General features: G+C 61.7%; 13 protein-coding genes. 9 read left to right on the forward strand and 4 right to left on the reverse strand.

Annotated features, from left to right (window positions below; all coding sequences use genetic code 11):
* Nucleotides 1-368: 368 nt before the first annotated feature.
* Together KW846_RS16845 and KW846_RS16850 are read right to left on the reverse strand one after the other, a co-directional pair.
* A complete protein-coding gene (locus tag KW846_RS16845; protein ID WP_218483567.1) occupies nucleotides 369-1,877 on the reverse strand; it encodes a sigma-54-dependent transcriptional regulator in 1,509 nt (502 codons plus the stop codon).
* Between the two features lie 69 nt (nucleotides 1,878-1,946).
* Nucleotides 1,947-2,861: a LysR family transcriptional regulator gene (locus KW846_RS16850; RefSeq protein ID WP_218483568.1), complete on the reverse strand. Its 915-nt coding sequence runs from the start codon at nucleotides 2,859-2,861 to the stop codon at nucleotides 1,947-1,949.
* Nucleotides 2,862-3,012: 151 nt separating this feature from the next.
* Between KW846_RS16850 and speB the strand changes: the two genes are divergently transcribed.
* The 5 genes from speB to KW846_RS16875 all read left to right on the forward strand — a co-directional run bounded on the left by speB (nucleotide 3,013) and on the right by KW846_RS16875 (nucleotide 9,692).
* Nucleotides 3,013-4,014 carry an agmatinase gene (gene speB, locus KW846_RS16855; RefSeq protein WP_008049320.1) on the forward strand — a complete coding sequence of 334 codons (1,002 nt, stop codon included), beginning with the start codon at nucleotides 3,013-3,015 and terminating at the stop codon, nucleotides 4,012-4,014.
* A 68-nt stretch (nucleotides 4,015-4,082) separates the two neighbouring features.
* Nucleotides 4,083-5,591, forward strand: coding sequence for an aldehyde dehydrogenase (locus KW846_RS16860; protein ID WP_218483570.1), 1,509 nt, complete (start codon nucleotides 4,083-4,085; stop codon nucleotides 5,589-5,591).
* Nucleotides 5,592-5,758: 167 nt separating this feature from the next.
* Nucleotides 5,759-7,333, forward strand: coding sequence for a cytosine permease (locus KW846_RS16865; RefSeq protein WP_218483573.1), 1,575 nt, complete (start codon nucleotides 5,759-5,761; stop codon nucleotides 7,331-7,333).
* A gap of 2 nt (nucleotides 7,334-7,335) precedes the next feature.
* Nucleotides 7,336-9,024 carry a choline dehydrogenase gene (gene betA, locus KW846_RS16870; RefSeq protein ID WP_007980667.1) on the forward strand — a complete coding sequence of 563 codons (1,689 nt, stop codon included), beginning with the start codon at nucleotides 7,336-7,338 and terminating at the stop codon, nucleotides 9,022-9,024.
* A gap of 209 nt (nucleotides 9,025-9,233) precedes the next feature.
* A complete protein-coding gene (locus KW846_RS16875; RefSeq protein WP_218483575.1) occupies nucleotides 9,234-9,692 on the forward strand; it encodes a GNAT family N-acetyltransferase in 459 nt (152 codons plus the stop codon).
* Between the two features lie 13 nt (nucleotides 9,693-9,705).
* Here the strand turns inward: KW846_RS16875 and KW846_RS16880 are convergent, their stop codons facing one another.
* Complete coding sequence (locus KW846_RS16880) at nucleotides 9,706-10,011, reverse strand: NIPSNAP family protein (protein ID WP_218483577.1); 306 nt, start codon at nucleotides 10,009-10,011, stop codon at nucleotides 9,706-9,708.
* A gap of 230 nt (nucleotides 10,012-10,241) precedes the next feature.
* Between KW846_RS16880 and KW846_RS16885 the strand changes: the two genes are divergently transcribed.
* From KW846_RS16885 to KW846_RS16900, 4 genes are all read left to right on the forward strand, one after another.
* Nucleotides 10,242-10,904 (forward strand): ATPase, encoded by a 663-nt coding sequence (locus KW846_RS16885; protein WP_218483580.1) that lies wholly within the window; start codon nucleotides 10,242-10,244, stop codon nucleotides 10,902-10,904.
* A gap of 40 nt (nucleotides 10,905-10,944) precedes the next feature.
* Nucleotides 10,945-11,283, forward strand: coding sequence for a hypothetical protein (locus KW846_RS16890; protein ID WP_218483582.1), 339 nt, complete (start codon nucleotides 10,945-10,947; stop codon nucleotides 11,281-11,283).
* A 261-nt stretch (nucleotides 11,284-11,544) separates the two neighbouring features.
* Nucleotides 11,545-11,925: a DUF1801 domain-containing protein gene (locus KW846_RS16895; RefSeq protein ID WP_218483862.1), complete on the forward strand. Its 381-nt coding sequence runs from the start codon at nucleotides 11,545-11,547 to the stop codon at nucleotides 11,923-11,925.
* A 187-nt stretch (nucleotides 11,926-12,112) separates the two neighbouring features.
* The gene (locus tag KW846_RS16900) at nucleotides 12,113-12,502 is read left to right on the forward strand and encodes a c-type cytochrome (RefSeq protein WP_218483583.1); all 390 of its coding nucleotides are present in this window, start codon (nucleotides 12,113-12,115) and stop codon (nucleotides 12,500-12,502) included.
* Here the strand turns inward: KW846_RS16900 and KW846_RS16905 are convergent, their stop codons facing one another.
* Nucleotides 12,503-13,360 (reverse strand): LysR substrate-binding domain-containing protein, encoded by an 858-nt coding sequence (locus tag KW846_RS16905; protein WP_007980683.1) that lies wholly within the window; start codon nucleotides 13,358-13,360, stop codon nucleotides 12,503-12,505.
* Nucleotides 13,361-13,472: the final 112 nt, after the last annotated feature.

Raw genomic sequence — 13,472 nt, forward strand, 5'->3', positions numbered from 1 at the left:
TGTTTTAAGGCTCGTGGCGGGGCGACGAGCGGGGTTGCAGGAGTGATAGCAAGGGTGGTGCCAAGGTTCTTAATTTGTTTTAAATCAATGGCTTGAAGATGTTTTTCAAATTGGCGATGACTGACGTTGTACGGAAATCAATACAGGCAGGTAAAGCCTCGGACACAAGCGCCGTGATTGCTGGCAGGGAAGGGGGTGTCTTGATTTCGCTACGCTGTATCGATTTTCAGACAGAGAATCCGGCAACAACACTGATCCCCCTGTGGGAGCGGGCTTGCTCGCGAAGGCGGCGTGCCAGTCAATATTGATGTCGACTGACACGGCCCCTTCGCGAGCAAGCCCGCTCCCACATTTTGACCGAGTCAGGCTTACGGTTTGTTGGGAATCCCATACTTGCGCAGTCGAATCGCGATGGCGCTATGGGACGTCTGCAAGCGCGCCGCCAACAACCGACTGGACGGATAGCTGCGATAAAGCTGTTCCAGCAGGTTCTTCTCAAAGTCGCCAACCGCCTCTTCCAGGCTGCCCACTTCACCGTCGTTTTGCCGCTCCACCGCCGTGCGGGCGATGTCGAGGTCATCGATGTCCACCAGCGGGTTTTCGCAGATCGCCGCCGCGCGAAAGATCACGTTTTGCAGTTGCCGCACGTTGCCCGGCCAGCGGTTGCCGAGCAGGGCGCCGAAGGTGCTCGGTGCCAAGCGACAGGCCGGCCGCTGGATCTGCGCGCAGGCCTGTTGCATGAAGTGATTGGCCATCAGCAGGATGTCGTGACCGCGCTCGCGCAGTGGCGGCACTTGCAGGTTGAGCACGTTGAGGCGGTAGAACAAATCTTCGCGGAAACGTCCTTCGGCGACCATTTTTTCCAGGTCGCGGTGGGTCGCGCTGAGCACCCGCACGTTGACCCGCACTTCCTTGTCGCCACCGACCCGACGGAAGCAGCCATCGCTCAAGAAGCGCAGCAACTTGGCTTGCAGGTAAGGCGACATTTCCCCCACTTCATCGAGGAATACCGTGCCCTGGTCGGCCAGTTCCAGCAGGCCGAGCTTGCCGCCCCGTTGCGCGCCGGTGAAGGCGCCGGGGGCGTAGCCGAACAGTTCGCTTTCAGCGAGGCTCTCCGGCAGTGCCGCGCAGTTCAGGGCCAGGAATGGCGCGTCGTGGCGTGGGCTGATGGCATGGCAGGCGCGGGCCACCAGCTCCTTGCCGGTACCGGTTTCACCCTGGATCAACAGTGGTGCATCCAATGCTGCCACCCGTTGGGCGCGGGCCTTGAGCGCGCGAATCGGCGGCGATTCGCCGAGCAGCGCATCGAAGCCTTCGGCATGGTCGTGGTGCAGCGCCGACAGGCGTTCGCCGATACGATTGGGTTGATACAGGGTGAGCAGGGCGCCGGCGTCGGTGATCGGCATCGCGTCGAGGAGCAACGTCTGCCCGCCGAGACTGACCTCGTGCATCGGCAGGCGGAAATGATGGGCGATCAGGGTGCGCTGCAAATCGGCATCGTCGAACAGGGCGGTCAGCGATTCACCGGCTGGTTCGCGGCCGCACAGGGCGATCAGCGCCGGGTTGGCCAGCAGCACATGACCACGGTCATCCACCGCCAGCACCGGGTCGGAACTGGCGGCCAGCAAGGCGTCCAGTTGCAGGCGCCGGCGTTGCCCCGGAAGGATGTCGACCATGGTCACGGCCTGCACGCCGCGCACATCGAAAAGGGCTTCGCGCAGCTCTTCGAGCACCTCGGCGCCGAGGGTCGGCGCATCGATGTAGACGTTGGGCGGGACCATCTCCACGGCGTCCAGGTTGAAACTGCGTCCACCGAGCAGGGCCAGCACTTCCTGGGTGATGCCGACGCGGTCGATGAAGGTGACGTGGATGCGCATGACGGGCCTGCAAGGTTGGCGAACTAAAATCAGTATGCCCGGCAAAATTTCAATTTGGCGAGTGTCATGTCACGGCTTGGCGGTTTTACGGGCGCTGGCGGCCAGGTCCTCAAGGAACGCCTGGAGGATGGGTGGCGGTGCCGTACCGCGCCGGGTGATCACATCGAAGGGTGACTTCAGGCGCAGGCTCGCGGCTGCCAGTTGATGCATCTCGCCGCTCTTGACCCACTGGCTGGCGAAGTGCTCGGGCAGGAAGCCGACATAGGCGCCAGAGATGATCAGGATGGCCGAAGCCTCGATGTTATCGACAGTGGCCGCCGCCTTGCTCACGCCCAGGTGCTCGAGGTCGTATTGCTGCATGTAGCCGCGCACGACGATGCGCCCGGCGGCGACTTCTTCGAGCAGTTCCTCACCTTCTGACTGGCTGCCAAACAGCGGATGGCGCCGCCCGCAATACAAGCCCAGGGCTTCCTGGTACAGCGGCGATTGCAGCAGCCCCGGCACATGGATCGGGAAGTGCCCGATGGCGAGATGGAGTCGACCGTCGAGCACCCGTTCTTCGAGTTCCGCCGGGGTACCGACGTACACGTTCAGGTGAACGTCGTGGCCCCGGGAGACGAAGCGCTGGGTGGTGCGCGGGATCGGCGAGTCGGGGTCGGTGATCGTGGTGTCGATGATCCCCAGGTTGAGCTTGCCGCTGATGTGCTGCTTGAGCACGTCGGCGTCCATGCAGAAGTTTTCCACCGCCGACAGCAGGCGCTGGGTGGCTTCATGAATCGCCACGCCCTGTTCGGTCAGGCGAAAGCCGCTGCGCCCACGCTGGCAGAGTTTGACCCCCAGGCGGGTTTCCAGGTGGGTCATCTGCTCGCTGATGGTCGACTGCCCGGCATTCAGCGCCGCCTGCGCGGCCGAGAAGCCGCCGCAGCGGACAATCGTGGCAAACACCCTGAGCAGTTTCAGGTCGACATCGTGCAGCTGGATCATCTTGGACCTCCGGCCTGTGGATGCATCGGGAATGCCGATATGAGTATCTGATGTTTAGCATTTTTTCCACGAAAACCTGCGCCCATAGTCTTTCCAACGGCGGTCGCCTTGCAGTCCGCCAGGCCGATAACAAGAAGTGGAGAGGCTAGAAATGTCGAACAACGGTTATGAATCCGGTCGCCTGAACCTGCCATTCGTGGGTCATTGCACCTTTGGCAAATCCCCGGTGTGCACCGATTGGGATGCACTGGATGCCGACGTCGCGGTGCTGGGCGTGCCCAACGACATGGGCACCCAGTGGCGCTCCGGCGCACGCTTCGGACCCCGCGGGATTCGTGAAGCATCGACGCTGTTTTCCTTCGGCCACGCCGGCGCCTACGATCACGAAGATGACGTGATGTACCTCACCGCATCGGATGTGCGCATGGTCGACGTCGGGGATGCCGACATCGTCCACACCGACATGGCCACCAGCAACAAGAACACCGAATACGCCGTGCGCAAGATCCTCGATGCCGGCGTGATGCCGGTGGTGCTCGGCGGCGATCATTCGGTGCACGCGCCGGTGATCAAGGCCTTCGAAGGCCGCGGCCCGATCCACATCATCCACTTCGATGCGCACCTGGATTTCGTCGACGAGCGCCACGGCGTGCGCTACGGCCACGGCAACCCGCTGCGCCGCGCTTCGGAAATGAACCACATCGTCGGCATGACCCAGATGGGCATCCGCAACGTGTCGTCGTCCAACCGTGACGACTACGAAGCGGCCCATGAAGCCGGCTCGAAAATCCTCTCGGTACGTGACGTGCGCCGCCTCGGTGTCGAGGGTGTGCTGGCGCTGATCCCACAGAACATCAACTACTACATCACCATCGACATCGACGGTTTTGACCCGTCCATCGCCCCCGGCACCGGCACCCCGAGCCACGGCGGCTTCCTCTACTACGAAGTGCTGGAAATCATCCAGGCCCTGGCCAAGCGCAGCAAGGGCAACATCGTCGGCATGGACCTGGTGGAAGTGGCGCCGGTGTACGACCCGACCGGCATGACCTCGATCCTCGCCGCGCAACTGCTGCTCAACAGCATCGGTTTCATCTTCCACGAGCGCGGCAAGGTGCGTGCGGCCGCCGAGAGCGAAACCACTCCAGCCTGATATCGAAACCAAAAAGCTCAGAAACCAGAGCCCCGGCAGGACCTGACTGCCGGGCAGAGAGAATAAAAATGGACACGATCGTCAAGAGTTACCTGCAGAAATTCGGCGTCAGCGAAGCCACCCAGACCTTCCTCAGCAAAGTCCAGAAAATGTTCATCGGCGGCGCCTGGGTCGAAGCCAGCGACGGCCAGACCTCCGATGTCATCGAACCTTCGACCGAAGGCCTGATCACCCGCATTCCCATGGGCACCACCGCTGACCTGGACCGCGCCGTGCAAGCCGCCCGCGCCCAGTTCGACGGCGGCGCCTGGCGCCAGGCCAAACCGGCCGAGCGCGAGCGCATGATGCAGCGCCTGGCCGACCTGATCGAAAAGAACGCTGCCGAACTGGCGGAAATCGAATCGATCGACATGGGCAAATCCGTGGCCTTCGCCAAGGACGTGGACATCCAGGGCACCGTCGATACCCTGCGTTACTTCGCCGGCTGGGCCACCAAACTGCACGGCCGTACCGTCGAACCTTCGTTGCCGGGCAATTACCTGGCTTACACCCGCAAGGAAGCGGTGGGCGTAGTCGGCGCCATCGTGCCGTGGAACTTCCCGTTGCAGACCATGGCCTGGAAGCTCGGTGCGGCGCTGGCAACCGGTTGCACAGTGGTGGTCAAACCCGCCGAACTGACTTCGTTGTCGGCCCTGCGTTTCGCTGAACTGGTGCAGGAAGCGGGCATCCCCGACGGCGTGATCAACATCGTCACCGGGCGCGGCAGTGTGGTCGGTGCGGCCATGGCCACCCACCCCGGCATCGACAAACTGACCTTCACCGGCTCGACTCCGGTCGGCCAGACTGTCGGCCGCGCGGCGCTGGATGACATGAAGCGCCTGACCCTCGAACTCGGTGGCAAATCACCGGTCATCGTCTGCGCCGACGCCGACATCCCGGCCGCCGCCCAAGCGGTTGCCAACGGCGTGTTTTTCAACTCCGGGCAGGTATGCGACGCCGGTACACGGGCCTATATTCATAGCAGTGTCTACGACCAATTCCTGCGCGAGCTGATTGCCTACACGCGCACCCTGAAAATGGCCCCGGGCCTGGACCCGGATTGCTTCATCGGCCCACTGGTGTCCGCCCTGCAAAAGCAGCGCGTGACCGAGTACATCGAGACCGGCAAGGCCGAAGGCGCGAAACTGGTCTACGGCGGACAAGCGGTCGATGGCCCTGGCTTCTTCGTCGAGCCGACCATCTTCGCCCATTGCCGCAACGACATGCGCATTGTCCAGGAAGAGATCTTCGGCCCGGTGCTGGTCACCGCACCCTTCGACGATGAAGAAGAGGCCCTGGCCCTGGCCAACGACTCGCCTTACGGCCTGGCAGCGGCGCTGTATTCCAACGACCTGGGCAAGGTGCACAGCCTGATCCCGCGCCTCAAGGCCGGTTCGGTCTACGTCAACGCCCACGGCACCCTCGATCCGTCGATGCCGTTCGGTGGCTACAAGCAGTCCGGGTTCGGCAAGGACCTGGGCGCCGAGCAGCTCGATTACCTGCTCGAAACCAAGGCAGTCTGGATCACGCTCCCCTGAGTCAAGGCTGACTCAATCCCTGTAGGAGCTGCCGCAGGCTGCGATCTTTTGATCTTTGCTGTCCTGTCGGACGGCTGAAGATCAAGATCAAAAGATCGCAGCCTGCGGCAGCTCCTACAAGGGCGTACACCTATCTCGTCATGATCTTCCAACAATAAGAGACCATCATGAACACTAACGCCAAGTCAGCCCCGAGCGTGTCCAGCCTCGATGACAAACCCGTCGTCGAAAGCCATTCGATCGATTTCATCCCCGAGAACGAGCGCACCGACAAACTGTCGAGCCAGGGCCCGTTCTGGTTCCTCGGCAACTTCACCTTTTTCACCATGACCATCGGCTTCGTCGGCCCGAGCGTCGGCCTGACCGCGCTCTGGACCACGCTCGCCGGCACGCTGGGCATCATGTTCGGCACGCTGTTCATGGCGTTTCACGGTTCGCAAGGCCCACACCTGGGCCTGCCGCAGATGATCCAGTCCCGCGCGCAGTTCGGTTATCGCGGGGTGATCCTGGTGCTGCTGGCGACGCTGTTCGTGTTCGCCGGCTTCAACATCGTCAACCTGGTGCTGATGATGCAGGGGCTGCACACGCTGTTCGGTTTCAGCCCTGCGGTGATCGCGGTGGCGGTGACCATCCCGGCGGCGGTGCTGGCGATCCTCGGCCATGACTGGATGCACCGCAGCTTCAAATGGGCGCTGTTCCTGTCGTTGCCGCTGTATGGCCTGGTGACCATGGCGGTGCTGATGGGTTGGGTGCCGGATGCGGTGCTGCCGGCACTCGCGGAAGGCGAAGTGGCCCGCGAGCCACTGGGTTTCAACTGGACCGGTTTCATTGCGCAGTTTGCGGCGGCCGCCAGCTACAACATCGCCTATGCGCCTTACGTGTCGGACTACTCGCGCTACCTGCCGAAAAACACCTCCAGCGGCAAGCTGATCGCGGTGGTGTTCCTCGGGGCTTCGCTGTCCGGCGCATGGATGATTTCCGTGGGTGGCTGGCTGGCCGATCACCTGCATACCACTGATGTGCTGGTGGCCCTGGGGCAAGTCGGCAACACCGTGTCGCCACTGATGGGCACGGCGGTGGTGGTGGTCACTATCCTGGCGTTCCTGCCGGTGATCGCGATGAACATCTACAGCGCCAAGCTGACCACGCTGACCTGCGTCGACTCGATCAAGCACATCGAACCCACCCGCAAGGCACGCATCCTGGCCATCGGCTTCGTGATCCTGCTGCAACTGGGCGTGGCCCTGAGCATCCAGAGTTCGGGCAAAGGCCTGTCGGTGCTGGGGATCTACCTGGTGGTGATGCTGTACTTCCTGGTGCCCTGGACCTCGGTCAACCTCACTGATTACTTCTTCGTGCGCAAAGGCCGCTACGCCATCCCGCACTTCTTCATGCCCCACGGCAACATCTATGGCAGCTGGGGACTGCGCGGCATCGCGGCCTATGCCATCGGTTTTATCTCGATGATTCCGTTCTTCTACATCTTCGACGGCGTTGAACAGCGCGAGGTGTATGTCGGCCCGCTCGCCAAGGCACTGGGCAGTATCGACATCGCCTGGCTGGTCGGGCTGATCGTCTCGGGCCTGGCGTACTACTGGCTGAGCCGCTCGATCGACCTCAAGCGCGAAGAAGCGGTGATCCAGCAGATCGAGAAAAGCTCCCCGCAATACACCACCGGCGACACGCTGACCCACAAACAGCAGCCACTGCCGGTATTCACTGAATCGACGGTCGGGAGATAAGCATGACCACGCAAAAATACGACTACATCATCATTGGCGCAGGCTCGGCAGGTTGTGTGTTGGCCAACCGCCTGAGCGAAGACCCGGCCACCTCGGTGCTGGTCCTGGAATTCGGCGGCAGCGACAAGAGCGTAGTGATCCAGATGCCCAGTGCCTTCTCGATCCCGATGAACACCAAGAAATACAACTGGCGCTACGAGACCGAGCCGGAGACTTTCCTCAACGGCCGGCGCATTCACTGCCCTCGGGGCAAGGTGCTGGGCGGTTCGTCGTCGATCAACGGCCTGGTGTACATCCGTGGCCATGCGCTGGATTTCGACGAGTGGGAATCCCTGGGTGCCGAAGGCTGGGGCTATCGCAACTGCCTGCCGTACTTCAAGCGCGCCGAAAGCTACGAGTCGGGCGGTGACAGCTATCGCGGGCAGACCGGCCCCTTGCACACCACCAACGGCAACCACATGAAAAACCCGCTGTACGGCGCGTGGGTCGAAGCCGGCGCGGAGGCGGGCTACATCAAGACCGAAGACTGCAACGGCTACATGCAGGAAGGTTTCGGCGCCATGCACATGACCGTGAAGAATGGCGTGCGCTGCTCCACGGCCAATGCCTATCTGCGTCCGGCCATGGGTCGTCCGAACCTGACGGTGATCACCCACGCGATGACCCGCCAGGTCATCCTCGAAGGCAAGCGTGCGGTCGGGGTCATGTATGACCACGGCGGCCAGACCCACCAGGTGCTTTGCAACCGCGAAGTGCTGATCTCGTCCGGGCCGATCGGCTCGCCGCACCTGCTGCAACGCTCCGGCATCGGCCCGGCGGACGTCCTGCGCAAGGCCGGGATTGGCGTGCGCCATGACCTGCCGGGGGTAGGGGAGAACCTGCAGGATCACGCCGAGGTGTACATCCAGTTCGGCTGTAAGGAACCGGTGACCCTCAACAGCAAGATGGACCCGCTGAGCAAGCTGATGATCGGTCTGCGCTGGCTGCTGTTCAAGGACGGCCTGGGCGCCACCAACCACTTCGAGGCCGGTGGCTTCATTCGCTCCGAAAAAGGCCTGCGCTGGCCGGACATCCAGTTCCACTTTCTGCCGGCAGCGATGCGCTACGACGGCAACAAACCGATCAAGGGCCATGGCTTCATGGTGCTCACAGGTCCCAACAAACCGAAAAGCCGTGGTTACGTGCGGGTGCGCTCGGCCGACCCGTACGAGCATCCGGAGATTCGCTTCAACTATCTGGAGCGGGAAGAGGACCGCGAAGGCTTCCGCCGCTGTATTCGCCTGACCCGCGAGATCATCGGCCAGAAAGCCATGGACCGCTTCCGCGACGGCGAAATCGCCCCCGGCGCGCAGGTGACCAGCGATGAAGACCTCGATGCCTTCGTGCGCGACAACCTGGAAAGCACCTACCATCCCTGCGGTTCATGCCGCATGGGCGAGGACGACATGGCGGTGGTCGACTCCGAATTGCGCGTGCGTGGTATCGCCGGTCTGCGGGTGATCGATTCGTCTGTGTTCCCGACCGAACCGAACGGCAACCTTAATGCGCCGACCATCATGCTGGCTGAGCGGGCGTCCGATCTGGTGCGTGGCGTGCAGATGCTGCCGGCGTCGGATGTGCCGGTAGGGTTGGTGGAGGGCTGGGAGAGCAGCCAGCGTACGTCGTTGCCGGGGCGTAACGTGCGGGTCTGACGGCAACCCGCAATCAATGTGCAAACCTAATGTGGGAGCGGGCTTGTTCGCGAAGGCGGCAGCACATTAAACATGGATGTGACTGATCCACCGCTTTCGCGAGCAAGCCCGCTCCCACAGGGATCTCGGTGCTTTCAGGAAAATAGTGCGTCGTTGTTTCCTGGCCATTGCTAGTCTGTAATTCCTTGAGACCGCAATGGAGCACCCTCATGGCTATTCAGGCCCTGCGCGCCGACGCATCGCACATCGACCAGATCGCCCCTCTGTTTGACGCCTACCGGATGTTCTACGAGCAGCCGTCGAACCTGGCGCAGTCGCGCGCCTTCATCGCCGAGCGCATCGCCCGGGATGAATCGGTGATTTTTCTTGCCCGGGACACCGGCGGTGAAAACCTCGGCTTCGTCCAGCTGTTCCCGACTTTTTCCTCGATCGATGCCCATCGCACCTGGTTGCTCGGTGATCTGTTCACCACGCCCGCGGCCCGGGGCAAAGGCGTCGGCACCTTGCTGATGAACACCGCCCGGGATTTTGCAAGGCTGGCCGGTGGCAAAGGCATGACACTGGAAACCGCCACCGACAATTTCACCGCCCAGCGCTTGTATGAATCCCTGGGCTGGGTGCGCGATCCCGGTTACTACACCTACTGCCTGGATCTGAAAAAAGACTGAATCAGCGAGCCTTTCAGGCAAACACCGGCCGCATGAATGAACGCTCGTAGCTGAGGATGAATTTCCGGTCTTCGGCGTATTTGAACGCCGCGATGCACGCCGGGTCGTTCATCGATTGATGCCGGTAATGTTCGTAGGCTGCCAGGCTGGGAAAGGTGAACAGCGCCAGGGCGATATTGTTGGCGCCCTCCGAGGGCAAAAAGTAGCCGTGGTGCTGGCCGCCGAACTTCTCCACCAGGGGGATCCACAACTTGCCGTAGTGCTCGAAGGCGTCGAGCTGGTAGGGGTCGAGCACGTATTTCAGGTAGCAGGTCACCATTGTTTCACTCCTTGATCAGGTTTTGAGGGCAGTCGACACTGTAATCAACAGTGGGCGCCCGGCACAGCCGCTTGTTCGACATTCACCGGTAAGTTTGCGTCAGAGGCCTGTGCTGGCGCCGCCACACTATTGGTTCAGTCAATAGTCACCATCAAGAATCGCAAGTTCTGTTTTTTGCGCAAAGGCGGAAAATTGCCGGCATTGAACACGCCGCTCAAGGAACCTGCGCGATGAAAATCTTGACCCGACTGGCTGTGATCGCCCTGTTGCTGGGCAGTGTTGCGTCTACCGCATCGGCCTTTGCCGGGGACGCACGCACCTGCCACCTGCCGCCCATCACCGGTAGCCAGGGCGGCTTGCAATACGGGCAGACGGTCGGGGTGCTCTACAGCGAACACACCGTGGAAAACCTGCAATACCTTGAGCAATACCACTCGGTGGCCGTGAACGGCGCGAAGCACGCACTGGATGCGCGAATTCGTCAGGCCTTCGTCGACAGCTCCGATCCGCAACTGGCCATCGACTGGCTGCTGAGTTCTTTGCACAAGACCTTTCTGTCGGTGACGGTCTACGACAGCCTCGATGCCCTGGTACAGGCCCATCCCGATGTCGTGGTGATGCTCGATACCCACAACCAGTTGCTGACCCAGCGTAACGATCGGGTCGAGGCGCGTTTTGCCGCACGGTTCTACGACGCCAGCCTGCAATACATCGGCAAGGCCGAAGGCGCGGTGGAAAAACAGCTGCCGTCGGTGTGGGTGCATGACAAGACCGCGCCCGAGATTGCCGCGCAAATCGAACAGCAACGCGACCTGCAACTGACCGCGTTGAAACAGTTCGATGCGTCGTTGAGCGCGCTGGTCTCCGCCGGATTGACCGCAGCAACCCATTAACCAGCCAATTCACCATAGATTGCTTTTCAGGACCTGACTCATGCGCACTTTTTTTGCCCCGACCCTGGTCTTCGCCTCGCTGTTGCTGGCCGGTTGCGCCACGCCGAACAATCCGACGCTGACCTTGCAGACCAGCAAGTCGCCCGAGGAATACACCCACTGCGTGGTGCCGAAGTTGCAGCACGATGCACTGGCGCCCACGGTGTCGCAGACCCAGCGCAGCTACCGGATCGTCGTATCGAGCAAAGTGGCGGCGGACAACGTGCTTGAAACCTACAAGGCCTCGAACGGCGGCAAGGTGTTCCTGTACGAGCGCAAGCTGCTGGCGTCGACCTTCGTGCCGTCCAGTTTCGAGCGTGCGGCGCAGGAATGCCTGTAAGCACCATTTCAGGCAAAAAAAAAGCCGCCGGGAGAGGCAGCAGAAAGTTAAAGCACGCATTGGATGAGCTGAGTATGGCGCCCACTTCATGACAATTCGATGACAAATGAACAATTGTGGCGAGGGAGCCTGTCGGATCGGCGCACCGTCCCTGCCGTCTTCCTGGCCTTCAGCGCCGGGTTTTGGTTCGTCACCGTGAAAACCCGCCAACAGCGTCTACCCTCATCGGTCACAACCATCATGATGAGGGTGCAGACGGTGATGAAAACGGACAAGGTTGAATCAAACGAAGCCTCGGCACTGATCGACGAGCGAATTCGCGAACTCGCCGACTGGCGCGGCGAAACCCTGGCCCGCCTGCGCAAGATCATCCGGCAGGCCGACCCCGAAGTGATCGAAGAGTGGAAGTGGCGCGTGCCGGTGTGGTCCCGTGCCGGCATCCTCTGCACCGGCGAGACCTACAAGCAAGTGGTGAAGCTGACCTTCGCCAAGGGCGCATCGCTGGACGACCCGTCGAAGCTGTTCAATGCAAGCCTTGAAGGCAATACCCGCCGAGCCATCGATGTACGCGAGGGCGAGCAGATCGATGAAAAGGCGCTGACGGCGTTGATTCAGGCGGCGATTGAACTCAACAAAAAGTAAGCCATGCACAAGTCCCTGTGGGAGCGGGCTTGCTCGCGAAGAGGCCTTCACATTCAACATCGTAGGTGACTGGACTATCGCCTTCGCGAGCAAGCCCGCTCCCACAGGGATTGCGTCCATTTGACCACTTGGGGTATCCCCGGCCTGCATGTTCCAATAGCGAGCCTTCGCAGACTGGAACCGCAACATGAAGAAAATCGCCGCCCTGACCTTGGCCTGCACACTCACCGCCGGCCTGCTCAGCACTCCCACCCTGGCTGCGGGCGATGTCCAGGCCGGGGAGAAAGTGTTCAAGCGCCTCTGCAGCGGCTGCCATCAGATCGGCGAATCGGCGCGCGCCTTCTTCGGCCCGCAGCTCAATGGCGTGATCGGTCGCCACTCCGCCGTCACCACGGACTATGTGTATTCCGACGCGATGAAATCCGCCAACCTGGTCTGGGATCGCGAAACCCTGATCGCCTACCTCGAGGCGCCGAAGAAAGTGGTGCCCGGCACGCGCATGATTTTCTGGGGCCTGAGCGATCCGGAAAAAATCGAAGACCTGTTGGCCTATCTGCAAACGTTTCCGGCGCAGTAATCACTCGCCCAGGTTCTCCACCAGCCATTGAGTGAAGCTGCGCGCCATCGCCGTGTTCTCGCTGTCACGGTGGGTCAGCAACGCCCAGTTCGGGCCGCGGATGGTTTGTTCCACCATCGGCTGCAACAGCCCGGTGGCCCGCGCCTGCCGGCTCAGCAACTGGCTCACCAGCGCAATGCCGAGCCCGGTGCAGGCGGCGTCCAGCAGCAGCCCTGGATCGGAAAAGTTCAGCCCCTGATCCATCTGCCCCACATCAATGCCCGATTCCACCGCCCAGTGGCTCCAGTCCATTTCCCGCTCGCCATGCAGGGTGGTGCGCTGTTCTGTCGGCACCGCCAACAGGCTCGGGTGACACGCCGGATAGAGGCGGTCGGCGTGCAGCACCTTGAAACTGCACTCGGCCTGGGAACTGATGTCATCGCGCACCGCCAGGTCGATGGTCTGGCTGGCCATGTCCGGCACTTCATCGGTGCTGAAGATCCACAGATCGACCTGCGGATGCTGTCGACGGAAATCCCCCAGGCGTGGCAACAACCAGTGCCGGGCAAACGCCGGGGTGGTGTTGAGCACCAGTTGATTGGGTTTCTGGTATTGCCCCAGCCGGCGAATGCCCACGGCCAGTTGCTGCAACAACGCCTGGGTGGTGCTCAGCAGATCGTGACCGGCATCGGTCAGGCTGACGCTGCGCCCACTGCGATAGAACAGCGGTTGCTCCAGGTACGCCTCAAGGCTGCGGATCTGCTGGCTGATCGCCGACTGGGTGAGGTGCAACTCTTCGGCGGCTTTGTGAAAACTGCCCAGCCGGGCGGCGGCTTCGAAGCCGCGCAGGGTGCTCAGGGGCGGCCAGTGTTTGAGCATATCGATAAGTTCCTCTAATCAGTTTCCTGCAAAATACATCGTTTGTTTGCCCGTTTTACCAGCCGTAGCATGCATGCCAAGACCGCCAAGGGCGTTTTCATTGAACACAATG

Origin of the sequence: Pseudomonas sp. PDM32 (assembly GCF_019219225.1) — a bacterium.
Taxonomy (GTDB): Bacteria; Pseudomonadota; Gammaproteobacteria; order Pseudomonadales; family Pseudomonadaceae; genus Aquipseudomonas; species Aquipseudomonas laurylsulfatiphila.